This window comes from Burkholderia sp. Ap-955 (assembly GCF_011753045.1).
GTDB lineage: Bacteria > Pseudomonadota > Gammaproteobacteria > Burkholderiales > Burkholderiaceae > Burkholderia > Burkholderia lata_D.
Genome location: NZ_VWWH01000012.1, coordinates 71,752 through 94,702 on the forward strand (window position 1 = coordinate 71,752; position 22,951 = coordinate 94,702).

13 protein-coding genes and 1 pseudogene are annotated in these 22,951 nt (G+C 67.1%); 10 read left to right on the forward strand and 4 right to left on the reverse strand.

The features are described 5' to 3' along the window. Positions 1 to 24: 24 nt before the first annotated feature. The 9 genes and pseudogenes from F3J15_RS09850 (at position 25) to F3J15_RS09890 (ending at position 17,605) form a co-directional block, all read left to right on the forward strand. Entirely contained in the window at positions 25 to 1,416 is a 1,392-nt protein-coding gene (locus F3J15_RS09850) for a TolC family protein (protein ID WP_166890273.1), read from the forward strand. Next, on the forward strand, positions 1,413 to 2,474 hold the full coding sequence (locus tag F3J15_RS09855) for a metal transporter (RefSeq protein ID WP_166890276.1): 1,062 nt from the start codon (positions 1,413 to 1,415) through the stop codon (positions 2,472 to 2,474). Before F3J15_RS09850 ends, F3J15_RS09855 begins: the two co-directional genes overlap by 4 nt. A 42-nt stretch (positions 2,475 to 2,516) precedes the next feature. Further along, a complete protein-coding gene (locus F3J15_RS09860) occupies positions 2,517 to 5,636 on the forward strand; it encodes an efflux RND transporter permease subunit (RefSeq protein WP_166890279.1) in 3,120 nt (1,039 codons plus the stop codon). Between the two features lie 3 nt (positions 5,637 to 5,639). Then, positions 5,640 to 7,658 carry a bifunctional DedA family/phosphatase PAP2 family protein gene (locus F3J15_RS09865; protein WP_166890281.1) on the forward strand — a complete coding sequence of 673 codons (2,019 nt, stop codon included), beginning with the start codon at positions 5,640 to 5,642 and terminating at the stop codon, positions 7,656 to 7,658. Positions 7,659 to 7,862: 204 nt separating this feature from the next. Then, positions 7,863 to 9,068, forward strand: coding sequence for an MFS transporter (locus F3J15_RS09870; protein WP_166890284.1), 1,206 nt, complete (start codon positions 7,863 to 7,865; stop codon positions 9,066 to 9,068). A gap of 358 nt (positions 9,069 to 9,426) precedes the next feature. Further along, positions 9,427 to 15,330 carry an excinuclease ABC subunit UvrA gene (gene uvrA, locus F3J15_RS09875; RefSeq protein ID WP_166890287.1) on the forward strand — a complete coding sequence of 1,968 codons (5,904 nt, stop codon included), beginning with the start codon at positions 9,427 to 9,429 and terminating at the stop codon, positions 15,328 to 15,330. Between the two features lie 461 nt (positions 15,331 to 15,791). Further along, complete coding sequence (locus F3J15_RS09880; protein ID WP_166890290.1) at positions 15,792 to 16,079, forward strand: DUF1330 domain-containing protein; 288 nt, start codon at positions 15,792 to 15,794, stop codon at positions 16,077 to 16,079. A gap of 38 nt (positions 16,080 to 16,117) precedes the next feature. Further along, a pseudogene (locus F3J15_RS09885) lies at positions 16,118 to 16,328 on the forward strand (hypothetical protein); the annotation flags it as partial. A gap of 236 nt (positions 16,329 to 16,564) precedes the next feature. After that, on the forward strand, positions 16,565 to 17,605 hold the full coding sequence (locus F3J15_RS09890; RefSeq protein ID WP_166890293.1) for an LLM class flavin-dependent oxidoreductase: 1,041 nt from the start codon (positions 16,565 to 16,567) through the stop codon (positions 17,603 to 17,605). A gap of 50 nt (positions 17,606 to 17,655) precedes the next feature. Here the strand turns inward: F3J15_RS09890 and F3J15_RS09895 are convergent, their stop codons facing one another. From F3J15_RS09895 to F3J15_RS09910, 4 genes are read right to left on the reverse strand one after another with little or no spacing between them, the layout of a single operon-like run. Beyond that, entirely contained in the window at positions 17,656 to 18,507 is an 852-nt protein-coding gene (locus tag F3J15_RS09895) for a CoA ester lyase (protein ID WP_166890296.1), read from the reverse strand. A gap of 3 nt (positions 18,508 to 18,510) precedes the next feature. Beyond that, complete coding sequence (locus tag F3J15_RS09900) at positions 18,511 to 19,710, reverse strand: CaiB/BaiF CoA-transferase family protein (RefSeq protein ID WP_166890299.1); 1,200 nt, start codon at positions 19,708 to 19,710, stop codon at positions 18,511 to 18,513. Between the two features lie 10 nt (positions 19,711 to 19,720). Further along, entirely contained in the window at positions 19,721 to 20,578 is an 858-nt protein-coding gene (locus tag F3J15_RS09905; protein WP_166890302.1) for a MaoC family dehydratase N-terminal domain-containing protein, read from the reverse strand. A gap of 58 nt (positions 20,579 to 20,636) precedes the next feature. After that, positions 20,637 to 21,809 carry an acyl-CoA dehydrogenase family protein gene (locus F3J15_RS09910; protein WP_166890305.1) on the reverse strand — a complete coding sequence of 391 codons (1,173 nt, stop codon included), beginning with the start codon at positions 21,807 to 21,809 and terminating at the stop codon, positions 20,637 to 20,639. A gap of 112 nt (positions 21,810 to 21,921) precedes the next feature. Between F3J15_RS09910 and F3J15_RS09915 the strand changes: the two genes are divergently transcribed. Beyond that, the gene (locus tag F3J15_RS09915) at positions 21,922 to 22,899 is read left to right on the forward strand and encodes a LysR substrate-binding domain-containing protein (RefSeq protein ID WP_166890308.1); all 978 of its coding nucleotides are present in this window, start codon (positions 21,922 to 21,924) and stop codon (positions 22,897 to 22,899) included. The last annotated feature ends 52 nt before the right edge of the window (positions 22,900 to 22,951 follow it).

Consider the following 22,951-nt stretch of genomic DNA (forward strand, 5'->3'; position numbering starts at 1 on the left):
TCGGCCAGGACCCCGGATACCCGTATGCGCGGAGCGCTGCTTGTCGTCTGTGCGTTGCTGGGCGGCTGTGCGACCTACGATCCTCAGCCGATCGCGCCGCTACAGATTGCCCGTCAATTCGAAGACCGGTCGCTCGCGAGCGACGAACTGCATGCGTACCTCGTGCGCGAGCTTGGGCACGACGTCGCACCGTGGCCGCTGCCGCGCTGGAATCGCGAGATGCTCACGCTGGCGGCCTGGTACTACAGCCCGGCACTGGATATCGCCCGCGCGCAGTGGGGAACGGCGAAGGCCGGCATCGATGTAGCCGGTGCGATCCCGAATCCGGTCCTTCAGTTGCCGTTCCAGTGGGCGACGCCGAACCCGGGGCCGGGCGCACCGTTTACGACCGGCCCGGCACTCGACATCCCGATCGAAACCGCGGGCAAGCGCGGGTATCGGATCGATCAGGCATCGCACCTGTCGGAATCGGCTCGCCTGGCAATCGGCAACGAGGCGTGGAAAGTCGGCGCCCAGGTGCGTGACGCGCTGCTGGCGCTCCAAGCGGGCCGCGAGCGCAGCGAGCTACTGTCGCGCAAGGTCGACGCGGCGCAGCAGATCGTCGCAATGGTCACGAAGCGACGCGCGGTCGGAGAAAGCGCCGGGCCCGACGTCGACGCGGCTGTCGCCACGCAGACTCAGGCGCAAATCGATCTGGCGGCGAGCCGGGGCGCCGAACAGGATGCCCGCGCGCAACTGGCCGCGGCGATCGGCATCCCGGCCGCCACGCTGGAGCGCGTTACCTTCGATTTCGACGAATTCGACCACGTTCCACCACCGCCACCCGCGACCGATGCCCAGCGCGACGCGATCCTGCATCGTGCAGACCTGCTGGGTTCGCTTGCCGACTATGCGGCCGCCGAATCGGCGTTGCAGCTGGAGGTCGCCAAGCAATACCCGGACATTCACCTCGGCCCCGGCTACACGTACGACACCGGCACGCACAAGATTGCGTTCGGCCTGGCCGGCATTGCGCTGCCGATCTTCGATCAGAACCAGGGTGGCATCGCGCAGGCGGAAGCGAAGCGCAAGGAAGCCGCGGCCCGCACCGCCGCGCTGCAGGACACGATCCTCGGCGACCTCGATCACGCGCTCGCTCGCTATCGATCGAGCATCGACGCGTTGAAGCTGTCCGATATACACCGCACCGCCGCACGCAGGCAACTCGACAGTCAGGCAGCCGAATTCGCAGCCGGAGACGTAGACCGCCTGACGCTCACGCAGGCGAACGCCGACTACCAGGCCGCCGAGATCGCTCGTCTGGACGCGGCCGTCGCGGTTCGCCAGGCGGCCGGCGCACTCGAGGACGCGATGCAGCGCCCGCTGACACCGGACGCCGTCCGAACGTTCTCCCCGTCACAACAGAGTGCGCGATGAAACGCCGACTGCTCTTTTTCTCCGTTATCTCCATTGCGCTGGTCGCCGGTGCCGGGTGGTACATCTACCGGACGCTCGGTCCGGGAACATCAGCACCGGTTGCCGCAACACGTGTGGCGCAGCCCGCCGTGCAAACCGTGAACGGCGAGACGGTCGTCGTCGTGCCGACCGACGAGCAGCGCGCCAGTCGAATCGAAGCGACACCGCTGGCCGCGGCAGCCGTGCGATCCGGCCGCACGGCCTATGCAACGGTCGTCGACTTGCAGCCGCTGTTCGATCTGCGCAACCGGCTGGCGTCGGCCATCGCGGACCGCGATACCGCACGTGAACTGGCCGCCACCTCGCAAGCACAATACGAACGAAGCCGAACGCTGTTCGCAGACGATCGGAACGTCTCGCAAAAGGCATTGCAGGACGCGCAGGCAGCCGCGCAAACGGCTCGCGCGAAGCTGCAGTCCGCCGATGCGGCACAAGGCTCACTGGCCGCGACGATGCGTCAGCAGTTTGGCGACGTCCTGACGAATGCCGCGATGGCGCCTCAATCCCCGTTATTTCGGCGGCTGCTCGCCGGACAGGCGATTGTCGTGCGCGTGACGCTGCCGCCCGACGATGCGGCCGCGGCCCCGGAGCGCATTGCAATCGACGGGCCGGACGGCCAGCCCGTGATGGCGCAGAAGCTGTCGGCCTCGCCGCAGGGCGATCCGGCGGTGCAAGGCAATCCGTGGCTCTATGCCGTCGCACGCGCGTTGCCGGTCGGCACCCGCACGAGCGCACACGTGCCGGGCGCGAACCCGGCCGGGTCGGCGCTGGCGATTCCCGATCGCGCCGTGGTGTGGTACGGCGGGCAGCCTTGGGTTTATGTGCGCACGGCGCCCGATCGCTTCACGCGCCGCGCCGTGCCGGCCGATTCCGCGGGCGATCAGGGCTTCGACGTGACGACCGGGTTCCATGCAGGGGACGCCGTCGTGACGCAGGGCGCGCAGCTGCTGCTGTCGGAGGAACAGAAACCGCAGGGCATCGCGACGGCCTGCAAGGATCCACCCGAATGCGACGACTGAATCTGGCGTTCGGCTTGCCCGCCATCCATCCGACCACTGCCCATGCTTGACGCGATCATCCGGTTCTCGCTGCGCTTTCGCGGCATCGTATACGCGCTCGCCGTGCTGGCGGCCGGTTACGGCCTCTTTTCGCTGTCGCACGCGAAGCTCGACGTCTTTCCGGAATTCGCGCCACCGATGAGCATCGTCCAGGTCGAGGCGCCGGGCCTGACCAGCGAGCAAGTCGAAACCCTCGTGACGCAGCCGATGGAGAATGGCCTCGGCGGCATGGTCGGCCTGCAGTCGATGCGTTCGCGCTCGATGCAGGGTCTGGCGTCGATCACGCTGGTGTTCGATGCGCACGCGAACGTGATGCAGATCCGCCAGCTCGTGTCCGAACGCGTGAACGCGCTGGCCGCGACGTTGCCGGCGGGCGTGCTGCCGCCGCGCCTGTTGCCGTTGACGACGACCACCAGCGTCGTGCGCACGCTCGGGCTGACGTCGAAGACGCGTTCGTTGATGGACCTGTACGACATCGCGCAATGGGTCGTTCGGCCGCAGCTGATGAGCGCGCCGGGCGTCGCCGACGCCATCGTGTTCGGCGGCCAGACGCGTCAGCTGCAGGTTCAGGTCGATCCGGCGAAACTGATGCGCTACGGCTTGTCGATCCAGGACGTGATTGCCGCGGCACGCCAGTCGACCGGCGTGCGTGGTGCCGGCTTTATCGAGAACGACAACCAGCGCATCGCGGTCAACGCGGACGGTCAGATCGCGACGCCGGAAAAGCTGGCAGGTGTCGTGCTCCGCTGGAGCAACGGTGTCGCGGTGCGTCTGTCCGATGTCGCGGCCGTGACGTGGGGAAGCGCGCCGGCAGTGGGCGCGGCATCCATCATGGGGCAGCCGGGCGTGATGCTCGTGCTGGAAAGCCAGTACGGAACGAACACGCGGGCCGTGACGAACAACATCGACAAGACGCTCGCAGCGCTTCGTCCGGTGCTGGCGAAGCAGGGCATCGACGTTCAGCCGGACGTGTTCCGGCCGGCCAAGTTCATCGACGCATCGGTCGGGCACCTGCGTACCGCGCTGCTGGTCGGCGCCGTCCTCGTGATCGCGGTGCTGTTCCTGTTCCTGCTCAATGTCCGTACCGCGATCATCTCGGCGGTCGCGATCCCGCTGTCGCTGCTGGTCGCGGTCATCGTGCTCGTGTCGTTCGGCGTCAGCCTGAACACGATGACGCTGGGCGGCCTCGCGATCGCGCTCGGCGAAGTGGTCGACGACGCGATCATCGATGTCGAGAACATCTATCGGCGGCTGCGCGAGAACCGCGCGCTGCCGACACCGTTGCCCGTGTTTCGCGTCGTGCTTCGCGCATCGCTCGAAGTGCGGAGCGCGGTCGTGTTCGCGACGTTCATCGTGATGCTGATCTTCCTGCCGGTGCTGACGTTGTCGGGGGTGGCCGGCAAGCTGTTCGCGCCGCTCGGCATCGCGTACATCCTCGCGGTGCTGGCGTCGCTCGGTGTCGCGCTGACGCTGACGCCGGCAATGGCGCTTGCATTACTCTCGCGCGGCCCGCTGCCGGCACACGAGCCACGCCTGATCGCTGGCCTGAAGCAGCGCTACACGGCGCTGTTGATGAAGGTGGAGCAGCGCGTGAAGACCGTGATGGTGGTCGTTGCGCTGATGTGCGTCGCGGCGCTGGCGTCGCTGCCGTTCATGGGCGGCAACTTCATTCCGGAGCTGCGCGAAGGCCACTACATCGTCCATATGGGGATCGCGCCCGGCACGTCGCTCGCCGAATCGATGCGGATCGGGACACAGGTCACGCATGCGCTGATGCAGGTGCCCGGCGTTCGCCTCGTCGCCCAGCGTGCGGGACGCGCCAACGAAGTGGTCGACCCGATGGGCGTGCAGTTGAGCGAGTTCGAGGTCGATCTCGAGCCGATGAGCGCATCCGGCCAGAGCGAGGCGTTGCACCGCATCCAGCAGGCGCTTGGGCGCTTCCCGGGACTCACGACGTCGGTCAATACGTTTCTCGTCGAGCGGATCGACGAAACGATCTCGGGCGTCACTGCACCGGTCGTCGTCAACGTGTTCGGCGACAACCTCGATGTGATCGACCGCAAGGCTCAGGAAATTGCGCGGCTGCTCGGCACGATCCACGGCGTCGCCAGCGTCGGCGTCGAGTCGCCACCCGGCATTCCCGAACTCGACGTGCGGCTCAAGCCCGATCAACTGAGCCGTTGGGGTTTTCGGCCGGTGGATGTGCTCGAGGCAATCCAGAGCGCGTACCAGGGCGCGGCCGCGTCGCAGGTCTATCAGGGCAGTCGTACGTACGATGTCGTCGTGATCCTGTCGCCCGACTTGCGCCGCAGCTTCGCGGACGTCGGGGCTCTGATGCTGCGTAACCCGGACGGGCTCGCGGTTCCGCTGCGCGCGCTCGCGACGATCGGTCAGGCGTCGGGGCGCTACCAGATCACGCACGACGGCGGTCGGCGCATGCAGACGGTTTCCGTGACCCTCGGCAGCCGCGCCGTGAGCGATTTCGTGAAGGAAGCGCAAGCGCGTGTGAGTCACGAGATCGCCATGCCGGCGGGGACGTATGCGGTTTTCTCCGGCGAAAGCGAAGCGCGTTCGCAGTCGCAGCGCGATCTGCTCGTCTATGGCGCGATGTCCGCCGTCGGTATCGCGTTGCTGCTGTTCCTCGCGATGAAGAGCCGTCGCGGCGTCGTGCTCGTGATGATCAATCTGCCGTTCGCGCTGGTGGGGGGCGTCCTGAGCGTCGCACTGGCCGGTGGCGACCTGTCGCTGGGCAGCATGGTCGGCTTCGTCACGTTGTTCGGCATCTCGTTGCGCAACTCGATCATGCTGATCAGCCACTACGAACACCTCGTCCACGTCGAAGGCATGCCGTGGGGAATCGATACCGCGGTACGAGGCGCGTCGGAGCGTCTGATTCCGATCCTGATGACCGCACTCGTGACCGCATTGGCGCTGATGCCGCTCGCGTTGACCAGTGGTGCTGCCGGCAACGAGATCGAAGGGCCGATGGCAATCGTCATCCTCGGTGGCCTGATCACGTCGACTGCGCTGAATCTGATCGTGCTGCCGACGCTGGCATTGCGGTACGGACGGTTCGAGCTGGACACGCTGGCGGAGTCGCCGGCCGCTTCGTCGAACGGGTGACCCATGCACGCTTGGCTTGTCGGTATCGCGACCCATCCGGTGCTCGTCCTGATCATCGTCTTCGGTGTGGCCTGCGCGGAATCGCTTGCCGTCATGGGAACCCTCGTCCCGGCCGGCATCGTGATGTTTGCCGCAGGTGCGCTGATCGGCGCTGGTGTGCTGGATGTGTGGACGACCCTCGGTGTCGCCGCACTCGGTGCGATGACGGGTGACGGGATCAGCTTCGAGCTTGGTCGCCGCTATGCGGGCGAGGTACGCACCTGGTGGGCTGATCACGGACATATGGAGGCCTGGGAACGCGGTGAGCAGTTTGTCGCGCGGCACGGCGGGAAGAGCATCGTCATGGCGCGCTTCCTTGCACCGGTACGCGCAATCGTTCCGCTGGTCGCTGGGGCGGCACAGATGCCGCGCCGCAAGTTCTATCCGATCAATATCGCTTCGGCATTGGCATGGTCTCCCGCTCACATCGTCCCGGGAATCGTGTTTGGTGCGTCTGCTCAACTCGCTGCTGCCGTGAGTGAGCGCCTCGCCGTGATGCTGCTGCTGCTCGCCGCGCTGATCTGGTTGATCGTCCGGTTCGTGCGTATTGCGATGCGATATGGCGTGCCTGCCGTGAGGGCCGCCGCGTGGCGGGCGATGGAGCGCCTGGCGCGCCGGCATCCACGTCTCGCAACGGCGCTGTCGGGCATCATCGGTCCCGACCATCCCGAATCGCCGACGCTGATGGTGCTTGCCCTGCTGTTCATCGGGGGGGTGTGGCTGTTCCTTGGCGTTCTTCAGGACGTGATCGCACACGATCCGCTCATGGATGCCGACATCGCGATCGATAACTTCCTGCGCACGCTTCACACAGCGCCCATCGACTCTTTGATGACGGGAGTGGTCGAACTGAGCGGGTGGGACGTCGGCCTGATCGTGGCTGCAGTGGTACTCCTCTGGCTGGTGGTACGCCAATGCTGGCGCACGACGATCTACTGGTTGCTCGTGGTGTGCATTGCCGCGGCGGTCAGCCCCGTACTTGAGCCGTCAGACTACGTGAAGCCGCTGGTGTGGCAGGCGGGTGTGCCGCACGCGCCGATGCCAAGCGGTAATGCCACGCTCAATCTCCTGTTGTACGGATCGCTTGGCTGGCTGCTGATTCGCCGATGGGAGTCGTCATGGCGCGGCGCGGTCATCGCGGGGATAGTCGGATGGATTGCACTGGTCGGCTTCGCCCATCTCTATCTGGGCGAAAACTGGCTTGCCGACATTTTGGCCGGATGGGGCCTGGGACTCGCGTGGTTCGCCGCGCTGGCTGGCATCCATACACACTGGACCGTGCGCGATGACGTGCGGCCGGGCCTGTTGGTCTGCATCGTGGCGGGTACGCTCGCGATCTATGGCGCCTGGGTGGATATTGACGCCGATCGTGCCGATCTCGAGCGGAGCCGCCCGGTCGCGCACGAAACAACTTTAACGCTTCGTCAGTGGATGGATGGCGGGTGGCGCTCGCTTCCGGTTCGACGTATCGACTTGAGTGGTGATCGGGAAGAAGCGCTTTCATTGCAGTGGGCGGACGATGCAATCTCGATTTCGAAGCAGCTCGAAGCCTCCGGCTGGCGGTCTGCTCCCGCGTGGTCGACGCAATCCGCGCTGCTGTGGTTGACGCCACACGTGTCCGTCGGCGCATTGCCCGTGCTGCCGAAGTTGTCGAACGGCTACGGCGCGGCACTGACCTTCGTCAAGTTCGATCCAGCCCAGCCTTTGAGTCGTACGGTATTGCGGCTCTGGCGTTCCGAGTACGAGGTCGCGACTGATCGGGCGGGGCGTGTGCCGGTCTGGTATGGCGCGCAATACCCGGAGTTGTTCCGGCAGCCGTGGCAATTGCTCACTGTCGGTGTCATAACGCGGTCGAATACCGCTGTCATTCCTGGTTTTGTGAAGATGGATGCGGTCGCGTCGAGCGTCGAGGCAGGCGTCAGCGATGCAACCGGGCCCGTCACGCTGGTATTGCCCCGCGGCGCCCCGGTCGCCGGCCACTAATGCACGTTGGCCGGCGTTCACCGCGCCGGGTGTGCATCGCGAATCCTGGTCGAGATCCCAGGGAGGGGTGAATATTCCGGTATCTGATTCGTCTTCCGTTGTGGAGCGCTGTACTTCTGGTCGATCTCCGTCCGGCGGAATGTCATACCCGCTGTAACGGATGCACGCTACTTTCCAACGAACCGCTTTTGACCTCGACGCATCATGGCCACCCAATCACCTGTTGCCAAAAGGCCCGCCATACCACGTACCGTTTGGGCGTTGGGTTTCGTGAGCCTGTTCATGGATCTGTCATCCGAGCTCATCCATGCGCTGTTGCCGATTTACCTGGTCTCGACGATGGGCATGAGTGTGGCGGCGCTCGGGGTTCTCGAGGGGGCGGCAGAGGCGACAGCGATGATCGTCAAGGTTTTTTCCGGCGCGATCAGCGATTGGCTGGGGCGTCGCAAAGGGTTGCTGCTGCTCGGCTACGGGCTCGCCGCATTGACCAAGCCGTTGTTTCCGCTGGCGACCACGCCAACCGTCGTCGTGACGGCGCGTCTGCTCGATCGTGTCGGCAAGGGCATTCGTGGCGCGCCGCGGGACGCGTTGGTGGCCGATGTCGCTCCGCCAGACATTCGCGGCGCCTGCTTCGGATTGCGCCAATCGATGGATACGATCGGCGCATTTCTGGGGCCGATGCTCGCGATCGTATTGATGTTGGGGTTCGCGGATCAGATCAGGTGGGTTTTGTGGTTCGCCGCCGTGCCCGCTTTTGTTGCGGTCGGCCTGATCGTCTTCGGCATACGCGAATCCGACCGCGGGCAATCCCATCGGCCTTTCCGCTCGCCACTGCATTGGCGGGCGCTGCGAGAATTTTCCTCGCACTACTGGTTCGTCGTCATCGTCGGGGCGACATTTACGCTTGCGCGTTTCAGCGAGGCGTTTCTGGTGCTGCGCGCGCAGCAAGCCGGTCTCGATGTCGCGTGGATTCCCGCGGTGATGGTCGTCATGGCCTTCGCATACTCGCTGTCGGCCTGGCCGGTCGGCGTGCTTTCCGATCGTGTGGACCGGCGGGTTCTGCTCGCCATGGGCATGGTTCTGTTGATTGCGGCCGATTTGCTCCTCGGCATGGGGAGGTCGAAACTGTCGATGTTTGTCGGGGTTGCCGCATGGGGACTGCATATGGGGTTCACGCAAGGCATTTTGGCGGCGATGGTTTCGGAAACGTCGCCGCCGACCCTGCGCGGAACAGCGTTCGGCGTATTTAACCTGATCAGCGGTGTGGCCATGCTGCTCGCGAGCAGTATCGCGGGCGTGGTATGGGCCCGCTTCGGTGCCTCTACGACCTTTGTCGTGGGCGCCGCACTGGTGGTGGTGCCGCTGTGTCTGTGCGCGTATGCACCCCGCCCAACGGCGTCACGGAATTGAAAGGGATACGGCTTCCTCGAGCAGTACGCGGCTGAACGAACGATCGAGCAGCAACCCCTATTCCGATTGGTTGTTTTTATTGGGAAAAGTGCGCCACGGCTCGCCAGCTACCGGGCGCTCGCCGTTCCGGTTCGAGCGAAGAAAGCTCCGGGCTGGATGCATCTCGCCGCCTCGCCAGCCGCCTGCCCATGACAGCGCCAGGGTCGTCGTGGAAAACTGTATGAATATACAGTATAGTGTCCGTCGAAATCGAGTCGCACGGGTACAACCTTGCGGCCCGTGCGCCGCGCCTGCGGGCATCCGCCGCAGCGTTCCGGCACCGTGAACTCTGGCTAACTCATTCAGACGGGCAGGCAAATTGTCATCCAGCAATCTGATCCGCATTCGCGGAGCACGTCAGCACAACCTCAAGAATCTCGATCTCGACCTGCGCACCGGCGAGATGACGGTCGTTACCGGCCCGTCGGGCTCCGGCAAGTCCAGCCTCGTGTTCGACACGCTGTACGCGGAAGGCCAGCGGCGCTACGTCGAGACGTTCAGCGCGTACGCGCGGCAGTTCCTCGACCGGATGGACCGCCCGCAGGTCGAACGTGTCGACGGCGTGCCGCCGGCCATCGCGATCGACCAGACCAACCCGGTCCGCAGCTCGCGCTCGACCGTCGGCACGATGACCGAGCTGAACGATCACCTGAAGCTGCTGTACGCGCGCGCGGCCGAGCTGTTCGACCGCAAGACCGCGCGGCAGGTGCGGCACGACACGCCGGAGACGATCTACGCGGAGCTCGTCGCGCGCACGCAGGCGGACGATCCGCGCGTGGTCGTCACGTTCCCGGTCGAGCTGCCGGAAGCGGTGTCCGATGAAGAAATCGCGCAGTGGCTGTCGGCGAGCGGCTATACGCGCGTGCAGGCGCAGCGCGAGGTCGCGTCGCCCACCGGGCCGCGCAAGGTGCTCGACGTGGTGGCCGACCGCTTCCGCGTGCAGGGCGCCGACAAGGTGCGTGTGGTCGAGGCGATCGAGGCGTCGCTGAAGCGCGGCGGCGGGCGCGTGAACGTGTACGTGCTCGCGGCGGAGCCGGAGCAGGCAGGTGGCACGGCCGCCGAGCCGCAGGTGTGGCGTTTCTCCACCGGGCTCCACGATCCCGACAGCGACCTGCGCTACGCGGAGCCGCAGGCGGCGTTGTTCTCGTTCAATTCGGCGTACGGCGCGTGCGAAACCTGCCGCGGCTTCGGCCGCGTGATCGGCGTCGATCTCGGCCTCGTGATCCCCGACGCACGCAAGACGCTGCGCGGCGGCGCGATCAAGCCGATGCAGACCCCTGCCTGGAAGGAGTGCCAGGACGACCTGATGCGCTACGCGGCGAAAGCCGGCATCCCGCGCGACACGCCGTGGTCCGAGCTGTCGGACGCCGAGCGCGACTGGGTCGTCAACGGGTCGCCGGACTGGAACGGCAAGTGGCAGAGCCAGTGGTACGGCGTGAAACGCTTCTTCGGCTATCTCGAGTCGAAAGCGTACAAGATGCATATCCGCGTGCTGCTGTCGAAATACCGCAGCTACACGCCGTGCGACGTGTGCGGCGGCGCGCGCCTGAAGACCGAATCGCTGCAATGGCGGCTCGGGTCGAAAGAGAATGCGGACGGCGTGCTCGCGCCGGCCGGCCGCTTCATGCCGCGCGGCGTCGACTGGAGCCGCGCGCAGCTCGAAGCGCTGCCGGGCCTGACCGTGCACGACCTGATGCTGCTGCCGATCGAGCGCATTCGCCGCTTCTTCGACGACATCACGCTGCCGAGCGCGCTGCTCGACGATGCGCTGAAGCTGCTGCTCGCCGAGGTGCGCACGCGCCTGAAATACCTGTGCGACGTGGGGCTCGGCTACCTGACGCTCGACCGGCAGAGCCGCACGCTGTCGGGCGGCGAGGTGCAGCGGATCAACCTGACGACGGCGCTCGGCACGTCGCTCACGAAAACCCTGTTCGTGCTCGACGAACCGAGCATCGGGTTGCATCCGCGCGACCTCACGCGGATCGTCGAGGCGATGCAGCGGCTGCGCGACGCGGGCAATACGCTGGTCGTGGTCGAACACGATCCGTCGGTGATGCTCGCGGCCGACCGGCTGATCGACATGGGGCCCGGCCCGGGCGAGCGCGGCGGCACGATCGTCTACGACGGCACGCCGGGCGATATCCGCTCCGCGCGCACGCTGACGGGCGAGTATCTCGGCGGCCGCAAGCAGGTCGCGCATGCGTCGAACTGGGCGCGTCGGGTGGTCGACGCGAACACGCCGCGCATCGTGCTCGAAGGCGCGAGCGAACACAACCTGCGCGACGTGACGGTCGAGATTCCGCTGCAGCGGCTCGTCTGCGTGACGGGCGTGTCGGGGTCCGGCAAGTCCACGCTGCTGCAGGACGTGCTCTATCCGGCGATGGCGCGGCACCACGGCAAGGCGACCGAGTCGCCGGGCGCGTACCGCGGCCTCACGGGCGCCGACCAGGTCGGCGACGTCGTGTTCGTCGACCAGTCGCCGATCGGCAAGACCACGCGGTCGAACCCGGCGAGCTACGTCGGCGCGTTCGACGAGATCCGCAAGCTGTTCGCGAAGGCGCCGCTTGCGCTGCAACGCGGCTACGGCGCCGGTACGTTCAGCTTCAACTCGGGCGACGGCCGGTGCCCGACCTGCGGCGGCTCGGGCTTCGAACACATCGAGATGCAGTTCCTGAGCGACGTCTACCTGCGCTGCCCGGACTGCGACGGCAGCCGCTACCGCGCCGAGATTCTCGAAGTGCGCATCGAGCGCAACGGCCGCGCGCTGAGCATCGCCGACGTGCTCGATCTCACCGTCAGCGAAGCGGCCGCGTTCTTCGCGACCGACGCCGAGGTGCTGCGCGTGCTGCAGCCGATCGTCGACGTCGGCCTCGAATACGTGAAGCTTGGCCAGCCGGTGCCGACGCTGTCGGGCGGCGAAGCGCAGCGGCTGAAGCTGGCCGGCTTCCTCGCCGAATCGGCGGCAGCCGTCAACGGCCGCCGGGTCGTCACCGAAGAAGCGCGCATCGCGCGGGCGAAGCTGTTCATGTTCGACGAGCCGACCACCGGGCTGCACTTCGACGACATCGCGAAGCTGATGCAGGCGTTCGGCAAGCTGCTCGCGGCCGGCCATTCGCTGATCGTGATCGAGCACAACCTCGACGTGATCCGCGCGGCCGACTGGCTGATCGATCTCGGCCCGGAAGGCGGCGACGGCGGCGGCCTCGTGCTGTGCGCGGGTACGCCCGACGACGTGAAGGCCTGCGCCGAATCGCATACCGGCGTGGCGCTGCTGCAGTACGACCGCGCAATGGATGCCGAGCTGGCGCTCGCCGACGAAGGCAAGCCGCTGCAGGCCGTGCTGAACGCGGCGCGCGAGCGGCGTGCGATCGAAGGCGAAGACGTCGTGCGGATCGTCAATGCACGTGAGCACAACCTGAAGGCGCTCGACGTCGACATCCCGCACGGCAAGTTCAACGTGATCACCGGCGTGTCGGGTTCCGGCAAGTCGACGCTCGCGTTCGACATCCTGTTCCACGAAGGCCAGCGCCGTTACCTCGAATCGTTGAACGCGTATGCGCGCTCGATCGTGCAGCCGGCCGGCCGGCCCGAAGTCGATGCGGTGTACGGCATTCCGCCGACCGTCGCGATCGAGCAGCGGCTGTCGCGCGGCGGGCGCAAGAGCACGGTCGCGACCACGTCCGAGGTCTGGCACTTCCTGCGGCTGCTGTACGTGAAGCTCGGCCTGCAGCATTGCATCCACGACGGCACGCCCGTCACGTCGCAGTCCGTCGAATCGATCGCCGCGCAGTTGCTGCGCGATCATCGCGGCGAGCACGTCGGGCTGCTCGCGCCGCTCGTCGTCAACCGCAAGGGCGTGTATACGGATCTCGCGAAGTGGGCGAAGGCGCGCGGCAGCACGCATCTGCGCGTCGATGGCGAGTTCGTGCCGGTCGATCCGTGGCCGAAGCTCGACCGCTTCCGCGAGCACACGATCGAGCTGCCGGTGGCCGATATCGTCGTGTCGCCGGACAACGAGGCCGAACTGCGGCGCGTGCTCGACGAGACGCTCGAGCTCGGCAAGGGCGTGATGCATCTGCTCGCGCCGCTCGACGGGCTGCACCACGCAATGCAGAACGATCATTCGACCGCACGCGTCGGCACGGTCAAGGTGCTGTCGGTCAAGCGCGCGTGCCCGGTGTGCGGCACGAGCTACCCGGAGCTGGACCCGCGGATGTTCTCGTACAACAGCAAGCACGGCTGGTGCACGACCTGCGTCGGCACCGGCGTCACGCTCACGCGCGAACAGCGTGCCGCGTACGACGACACGGTGCTCGCCGGGGATGATCGCGGCCGCGAGCAGACGCTGCCGTCCGACGAGCAGGAACCGGAAGGCGTGGGCAACGAGCCGTGCCCGGATTGCCACGGCACGCGGCTGAATCCGTCCGCGCGCGCGGTCACGTTCGACGCGCATCCGATCGTCGAGGTCGCGCAATGGACGGTGTCCGACACGCGGCGCTGGATCGACGGGCTGGAACTGACGGGGCGCGACGCGCAGATCGCACGCGACATCGTCAGCGAGATCGGCAGCCGCCTCGCGTTTCTGGAGGAAGTCGGGCTCGGTTACCTGAGCCTCGATCGCGCGGCGCCGAGCCTGTCGGGCGGCGAAGCGCAGCGCATCCGGCTCGCCGCGCAGCTCGGCAGCAACCTGCAGGGTGTCTGCTACGTGCTCGACGAACCGACGATCGGCCTGCATCCGCGCGACAACCAGATCCTGCTGGACGCGCTGCGCAAGCTCGGCGACAAGGGCAATACGCTCGTCGTCGTCGAGCATGACGAGGACACGATCCGCCGCGCCGATCACATCATCGATGTCGGCCCGGGCGCCGGCAAGCGCGGCGGCACGCTGGTCGCGCAGGGCGCGGTCGCGGATCTGGCCGCGCAGTCCGATTCGGTTACGGGCCGGCTGCTCGCGCAGCCGATGACGCACCCGCTGCAGCCGCGCCGCAGCGTGAGCCTGCCGGGCAAGCAGGGCGGCGCCGCGGTGCCGGACGCCTGGCTGACCGTGCATGGCGCACGGCTGCACAACCTGCGTGACGTCACGGTCGGCATTCCGCTCGCTCGGCTCGTCGCGGTGACGGGCGTGAGCGGCTCGGGCAAGTCGACGCTCGCGCGCGACGTGCTGATGACGAACCTGCTCGACGCGGTCGGCCGCTCGGTACTGTCGTCGCCGGCCACGCGCCGCGCACGCAAGGCCGCGCAGCAGGACGCGCCGGCCACCAACCGTCGTTCGAGCGTGCTCGCGCGCAGCGCGCCGCGGCCGTCGCTGAACGTCACGCATGCGTGGCAGGGCTGCGAGTCGCTGAGCGGCTGGGAGCAGATCGATCGCGTGCTGGAAGTCGACCAGACGCCGATCGGCAAGACGCCGCGCTCGTGTCCGGCCACCTATATCGGCGTGTGGGACACGATCCGCAAGCTGTTCGCCGATACGCTGGAAGCGCGGGCGCGCGGCTACACGGCATCGCGCTTCTCGTTCAATACCGGCGACGGGCGCTGCCCCGCATGCGAAGGGCAAGGCGTGCGCACGATCGGGATGAGCTTCCTGCCCGACGTGAAGGTGCCGTGCGACGTGTGTCACGGGCAGCGCTTCAACCCGGAGACGCTCGCCGTCACGTGGCGCGGCCGGAACATCGGCGACGTGCTGACGATGGAGATCGACGAGGCGGTGGAATTCTTCGCGCCGATCTCGAACATCGCGCATCCGCTGCAGCTGATGAAGGATGTCGGGCTTGGGTACCTGACGCTCGGCCAGCCGTCGCCGACGCTGTCGGGCGGCGAGGCGCAGCGCATCAAGCTCGTCACCGAGCTGACGAAGGTGCGCGACGACATCACGCGGCGCGGCCAGAAGGCGCCGCACACGCTGTACGTGCTCGACGAACCGACGGTCGGCCTGCACATGGCCGATGTCGCGAAGCTGATTCGCGTGCTGCACCGGCTCGTCGATGCGGGGCACAGCGTCGTCGTGATCGAGCATGACCTCGACGTGATCGCGGAAGCCGACTGGATCATCGATCTCGGGCCGGAAGGCGGCGTGGGCGGCGGCACGATCGTCGCGGCGGCGCCGCCGGAAGCGCTCGTGCAGGTGAGCGCAAGCCACACCGGGCAGGCGCTCAAGCCGGTGCTGGCGCGAACGGGGTCGGACGAAGCGGAAGCCGAGCGCGAGGGCGAAGCGCGGGTGGGGTAAGCGCGACGCTTCGTCTCGACGGCCCCGGTGCCGGCGGTGATTTCCCCCAACTGACTTGCCAGCGGCTGGGGGCATCGCGATCCGGCTCATGCACCCCTCGTCGAGGGGTGTTTCTTTTGGGGCTGCGGTCGACGCCCATGCCGCCGCCGTGATCGCGAGGCGGGCACACCGTCACAGGCCGGAAGCCCGATCAGCACGAACGCAAGCTGCCAGGTGTCGAACCCGGCGAGCACCGGGAATGGCTGATGGACATCGCGTGCGAACGAGATGGCGCGGCTGCCGGCGATCGCGGCAGCCGCGGCCGCGCCCGCCCGGATGCGTCCATTGTTAATCCGGCTCGAATAGAGAGTTGGAAGCAGGGGGATAAGAGAAAGCGCGCCCGATGGTTAGGATGAATGCCGTTGTGCGGCGGACGATCTTCGGATCGTCCCATCATTCTCGAACGCATCAGGAGTGCAATCTTGGCGACCTATATCGTCTTCACGCGTGAAAGCACGCACGATCAGCAGGAACTCGATCTCTACCAGGACAAAGTCGGCGCGACGACCGCCGGCCACCCGTTGAAGGTGCTGGCCGCGTATGGCCCGCAGGAAACGCTCGAGGGCGACGGCCCGGAAGGGGTGGTGATCGTCGAGTTTCCGTCCGGGGACGCCGCGCGCGCGTGGTATGACAGCCCGGCATACCAGGCCATCGTTCAGCATCGCATCAAGGGCGGACGCTTTCGGGCCGTGCTGGTCGAAGGCGTCTGACCGGGGGCGAGCCTCTTGTCGATCGTCACGGCCACTCCGCCTTCGGCGGGACCGTCGTGTCGCTGTTCAACGGCGAGCTGGCTTTCCCGCCGGACGGCTTCCCGGCCGCGCTGCCACGCAAGGTGTCGAAGCGCGAGCTGTCGGCGCCGTATCGCCCGGGCGACCGGGATTCCGCCGGTCGATCTCGACGCGGTGCGCGCGCAGACTGAGCCCGCGTGCGCGCAGCCGCTCGACGATCGGCAACGGGCGAAGAACCGTCCTGCATCAATCGCGAATTCCATTATTGATGCGCGTGTCATATCCATAGAAGAAATCACCGCAACGGGGCAGTCGCACGTTCTCCATAATCGAATGCGCATGTGAAGTCGTCTGTCCCTTCCACGCTTTCTCATGACCGCTTGAATCCGATGTGCGCGACCCTTTTCGAGGTCGTGCGCGATGCCTCATTTCCTTTCGATTTTCGACCGATTGCGAAGGACACGAAAGTGAGCAACGTACGCATTGATCAAATTGCCTTCCTGACAACGGGAAATTACCCCGGCGAAGATGCAGCGGAGGGATTCGAGCGGGCGCTCGATTTGTTCCACGCGGGCGAGGCGCTCGGCTACGACGGTGCCTGGATACGGCAACGCCATCTCGAGCGTGCCGTCTCGTCGGCCGCCACGTTTCTCGCGGCGGCGAGCCAGCGCACGACCCGGATCGGATTGGGCACGGCGGTCATCCAGATGGGATACGAGAATCCGTTCCGGCTGGCCGAGGATCTCGCCACCGTCGACGTGCTGTCGCGCGGGCGGCTCAACGTCGGACTCAGTGCGGGTGCGCCGATTCACGGGGCGCTGCTGGGCGAACGCCTGTTCGACACCGATCCGGAGCAGGTCGACTTCTCGCATGCACGCCTGGTCCGGCTGCGCCGCAATCTGGCCGGCGACTGGCTCGGTGACGACGACACGTTCGTGGAATCGGCGGCGGGCAAGGTCCGGCCGCGCGTGAGCCCCTTCGCACCCGGCTTGACGGGGCGGCTCTGGTACGGCGCGGGGTCCACGCGGTCGGCCGAATGGGCGGCCCGGAACGGCTTCAACCTGCTGATCGCCAACGTGACCACGGGCGAGGGCACCGACAGCCATATCGACGCCCAGTTGCGGCAGCTGGCGTTGTATCGCGACCATTGGCATGAAGCCCACGCACCGCGTATTTCGCTGGGGCGCGTGATCGTCCCGACCGACGGCGCGAGCGCGAAAGAGCGCGAACGCTATCGCGCGTTTGCGGACGGGCGTCATGCCCGCACGCTGGCGCCGCAGGGCGAGCGACGCACGCTGTACGCGCCGGATCTCGTCGGCACCTCGGACGAAATCCTGGAGCGGCTGCTGGCCGATCCGGTGGTCGGACAGGTGCGGGAACTGCGCGTCGAACTGCCCTACAACCTGCCGTTCGAGAATTACCTGCAGATTCTCGACGATGTCATCACGCGTATCGCACCGGCGCTCGGCTGGCGTCCCGCCGATCGGCGCGAACAGGCGGCGGCCTGAGCGGCGGCGCGGGAGCGGACCGGTGGGGCGCGCTTAGTAGTAGCGATCGATTATTTCCGCGTGCCGGCGATGATCGCCTCGGCCGCACGAATCACCGGGAGATCGACCATCCGGCCGTCCAGGCTGAACGCGGCGCCGCCGTGTTTCGCGGCTGCGTCGATCACGCGGCGCGCCCACGCCTGCTCGTCTTCCGAATAGCCCATCGCATCGTTCACGCCGGCGACCTGGGCCGGGTGGATGCAAAGCTTGCCGCCGAACCCGAACGCACGCGCGCGTCGGGCATCGGCCGTCAGACGCTCGGCATCGTCGGTGCGCGTGGTCACGCCGTCGATCGGCGCGGGCAACTGCGCGCGACGCGACGCGGCCACGATCGCATTGCGCGCAAAGGCCAGCTCCGGCTCGTCGGGTGTCGCGCGCATGCCGAGATCGAGCTGGAAATCCAGATGCCCGAACGCGACACGCACGACCTGCGGGTCGCGCGCCAGCGCGTCGGCCGCATCGAGCCCGGCCAGCGATTCGATCAGCGCGACGAGTTGCGCGTGCTCGCCGAGCTGCTCCGCGACGTGGCGCAACGCGCCCGCGTCTTCGGACTTCGGCAGCATCACGACTACGCCTTCCGCGACCCAGTCGCGCAGCAGCGCGATGTCCGCGTCGTGCCACGGCGTGCCGACCGCGTTCACGCGCACGACGGTGCGCGCACGCTGCTCGTCCGTCAGCAGCGGCAGATGCTCCGCGAGTTGCGCGCGGGCGTCGTCCTTGCTGCCGGGGCTGACGGCATCCTCGAGGTCGACGATGATGCAGTCGGCCCCCGAGTCGAGCGCCTTCGCAAAGCGCTCGGGGCGGGTGGCCGGCACGAACAGCAGACTGCGCGCGTGATGGACGGGGGAAAGGAGCTTGGACATGGCTCAGATCACGCCGGCGGCGCGCAGTTGTTCGATATCGGCGTCGGTGCGCCCGAGTTCGTGCAGGATGGCCGCGCTGTGCTCGCCCAGCGCGGGCACCGCGTCCATGCGCACGTCGAAGCTGTCGATCGTGGCGGGCGGCAGCAGCGCCTGCAGTTCGCCGGCCGGCGAGTCGATCGAGCGAAAGCGCTGGCGCGCGTGCAGTTGCGGATGCGTCCAGAGATCGCCGATCTGGTTCACGGCGGCGTTCGCGATCTGCGCTTCGTCGAGGCGCGCGATCACGTCCTGCGCGGTGAGGGAGGAGAACGCCTGTTCGATCACGGCCTTCAGTTCCGCGCGGTGTTCCGAGCGGCGCACGTTGGCGTCGAAGCGCGGATCGGTCGCGAGCGCCGGGTCGCGCAGCACGACATCGCAGAACGCTTTCCATTCGCGCTCGTTCTGCAGGCCGAGCATCACGACGCGGCCGTCGCCGGCCTCGAACGGGCCGTACGGATAGATGGTCGCGTGCGCGGCGCCACTGCGGCCCGGTTGCTGCTGGCCGTCGTATGCGTAGTACATCGGGAAGCTCATCCACTCGGCCAGCGCCTCGAGCATCGAAATTTCCACGTGCGAGCCGATGCCCGTGACGCCGCGTTGCAGGAGCGCACTGAGGATGCCCGTGTACGCATACATGCCCGCCGCGATGTCGGCGATTGAAATGCCGGCTTTGCACGGCTCGTCGGCCGTGCCCGTGATCGACAGGAACGCCGCCTCGCTCTGGATCAGCAGGTCGTAGGCTTTCTTGTCGCGGTAGGGGCCGTCGGCGCCGTAGCCCGAGATGTCGCAGACGATCAGCCGCGGGTGCTTCGCGTGCAGCGCGTCGAACGACAGGCCCATGCGCGCGGCCGCGCCGGGCGCGAGGTTCTGCACCAGCACGTCGGCCTGGGCCACGAGTTCGCCCAGCACCGCCTGCGCGGCCGGTTGCTTCAGGTCCAGCGTGAGGCTTTCCTTCGACCGGTTGGTCCACACGAAATGCGACGCGAGACCTTGGGTGCGGTGATCGTACGCCCGCGCGAAATCGCCCATGCCGGGACGCTCCACCTTGATGACGCGGGCGCCGAGGTCGGCGAGCTGGCGCGTGCAGAACGGCGCGGCGATCGCGTGTTCGAGCGTGACGACGGTCATCCCGCTCAGCGGGCCGGGTTGAGCTTTGCGAGCTTGCATGGTCGGATCGTTATTCCAGTTCGGCGCTGGCCTGCATGGCCAGCTGCCCTTGCGGGCCGCGCGCCCACAGGCGGGCGGCATGTCCTTCGAGCTTGCCGTTCACCGTGAACGGCGCGGTGTCGAACAGCGGGCTCACAGCCTTGAACTCGAAGCGGCGAACGGTCTTGCCGGGGTGCGTTCGGCGCAGTTCCTCCAGCAGCAGCATCGCGACCAGCGGGCCGTGCACCACGAGGCCCGGATAGCCTTCTTCCTGCATCGCGTAAGGCCGGTCGTAGTGGATCCGGTGGCCGTTGAAGGTGAGGGCGGAAAAGCGCATCAGCAGCACCGGATCAGGCGTGACGACGAGCGAATACTGTTCGTCGGTCGGCGCCGGTGCCGGCTGCGGGGCCGGTGCGCCGGCAGTGGCAGGCGGCGGCGCGTCGCGATAGACGATGTCCTGTTCTTCGCGGATCGCCATGCCTTGCGCGTCGCCGATCTCGTGCAGCACGGTCACGAACACGAGCCGACCGCTGCGGCCGGACTTGCCTTGCACGTTCGCGATCGTCGAGCGGCGCTGTATCGGCGTATCCACGGCCAGCGGGCGCAGGAACTGCAGCCGTCCGCCGGCCCACATGCGGCGCGGCAGCGTGAGGGGCGGCAGGAAGCCGCCGCGCCGCGGGTGACCGTCAATACCAATGTTCGACTGACGCTCGCCCGGCAGGAAGTACAGCCAGTGCCACAGCGGCGGCAGCGTCGCGGGGAGTTCGGATGGGTTCGCGTAGTCCAGTGTCGCCTGCAGCAGACGGACGGGGCTCCGGGTAATCCGGTCCGCGCTGTCTTCGCGGCGGCCGACCCACGCGTCGAAGGATTCGGAAGGCTCGACACTCATGGTGTTGGGTGCTCGATATCGGGTACGGGAATCTTCATCGAGAGGAATCCTTCCGAAATCAGTAGGAACGGGGGAGCTGCAGCACGTGCTCGGCGACATGCCCGAGGATCATGTTGGTGGAAATCGGCGCGACCTGGTACAGGCGCGTTTCGCGGAACTTGCGCTCCACGTCGTATTCGCAGGCGAAGCCGAAGCCGCCGTGCGTCTGCAGGCACGCATTGGCCGCTTCCCAGCTTGCCTTCGCGGCCAGGTACTTGGCCATGTTGGCTTCGACCCCGGCGTTCTGGCGCGCGTCGATCTTCTCGCAGGCGCGCCAGCGCATCAGGTTCGCGGCCTCCAGCTCGATGAACGATTCGGCGAGCGGAAACTGGATGCCCTGGTTCTGCCCGATCGGGCGGCCGAACACCTTGCGCTCGCTCGCGTAGTCGCGCGCTTTCTCGAGGAACCAGTAGCCGTCGCCGATGCACTCGGCCGCGATCAGCGTGCGCTCGGCGTTCAGGCCGTCGAAGATCACCTTCAGCCCCTTGCCTTCGGTGCCGAGCAGCGCGTCTTCCGGCAGTTCCAGGTTGTCGAAGAACAGCTCGTTGGTCTCGTGGTTGACCATGTTGAGGATCGGCTGCACGGTGAGGCCGTTGCCGATCGCCTTGTCCAGTTCGACGATGAAGCACGACAGCCCGTCGCTCTTCTTCTGCACCTGGTCGAGCGGCGTCGTGCGTGCGAGCAGGATCAGCAGGTCGCTGTGCTGGACGCGCGAGATCCACACCTTCTGGCCGTTGATGACCCAGCGGCCGTCCTTCTTCACGGCCGTGGTCTTGAGCTTGGTGGTGTCGCTGCCGGTGGTGGGCTCGGTCACGCCCATCGACTGCACACGCAGTTCGCCCGCCGCGATGCGCGGCAGGTAGCGCTGCTTCTGCGCGTCGGTACCGCTGAACACGATGGTGTTCATCACGTACATCTGGCCGTGGCACGCGCCCGAATTGCCGCCTGAGCGGTTGATCTCTTCCATGATGACCGACGCCTCGGCCATCGACAGCCCCGGGCCGCCGTATTCCTGCGGAATCAGCGCGGCCAGCCAACCGGCCTGCGTAAGAGCCGTGACGAACGCTTCGGGGTAGCCGCGCGCCTCGTCGATCTTGCGGTGGTAGTCGGCCGGAAGCTGATTGCACAGGCCGCGTACCGCGTCGCGGATTGCCTGGTACTGGTCGGGGGCGGAAAAAACGGAGGCGCTCATGAATCGTGTCTCGTCATTGGCATGGGTCGAGTCCATAATAAGTTTTGATGGATTTCTTAAACAATAGAATTTCCTGATCGTCGAATCAGTTTTTGGTATCGAGGTATCCGCGATGGATCTGAAGCAATTGCGTGCGTTCGTCACCGTGGCCGAAACGGGCAACGTCACCCGCGCATCGAGCCTGTTGAATCTCGTGCAGCCGGCCGTGTCGCGGCAGCTGCGCCTGCTCGAGGAGGACATGGGGACGGAACTGTTCGACCGTAGCCGTCACGGGATGCAGCTCACGCCGTCGGGCAAGACGATGCTCGAATACGCGCGCCGCATCCTCAACGAGGTAGCGCGGGCCAAGGCCGAGATCCAGCCGACCGAGCGGCCGGTGGCGGGCATCGTGAGCATCGGGTTGCTGGCCAGCACGTCGGACTTGCTGGCCACGCGGCTGGCGGGCGAGGTGGCGCGGCGCTATCCGCACATCCGCCTGCGGCTCACGATCGGCTACGCGGGCCACCTGCAGGACTGGCTCGAAGCGGGGGATGTCGATGCGGCGCTGCTGTACGGGCAGAAGGAGACGCCCGCGCTGCACGTCAAAGCATTGATCGACGAGAGTCTGTGGGCCGTCGCCGCGCCGTCGGCCAAGTTGTCGCGCAAGCGGCCGGTGTCGCTCGAGCGGGTCGCGCGCGAGTCGTTCATCTTGCCGTCCGCGCCACAGGGCCTGCGGGCGGCGATCGAGCACGCGGCGGCCGAGGCGGGCGTGACGTTGCAGGTGTTCGCCGAAACCAATGCGCTGAGCGTCCAGAAGGAACTGGTCGCGCAAGGCCACGGCTGGACGATCCTGCCGGCCGTCGGTGTGACGCAGGAGGTCGAGCGCGGCATCCTGAGCGCGGCGCCGCTCGCGTCGCCGGGCGTCCGGCGCACGATCGTGCTGGCGGCGCCGAGCAGCCGGCAGGCGACGGCGCCGGTGCGCTGCGTGGTCGGTGTGCTGCTCGATTGCGTGAAGGCGACGTTCGACCAGGGCGACTGGCCCGACGCGCGCTGGCTGGGCCAGGGCGAGCCCGTGACTGGCGTGAACCGCCTTCAGGGCGGTCGTGGCTGACCCCGGCGGGCGTGCCCGGCAGGGATCAGCCATCGCCGGCAGGCCCCGGCGT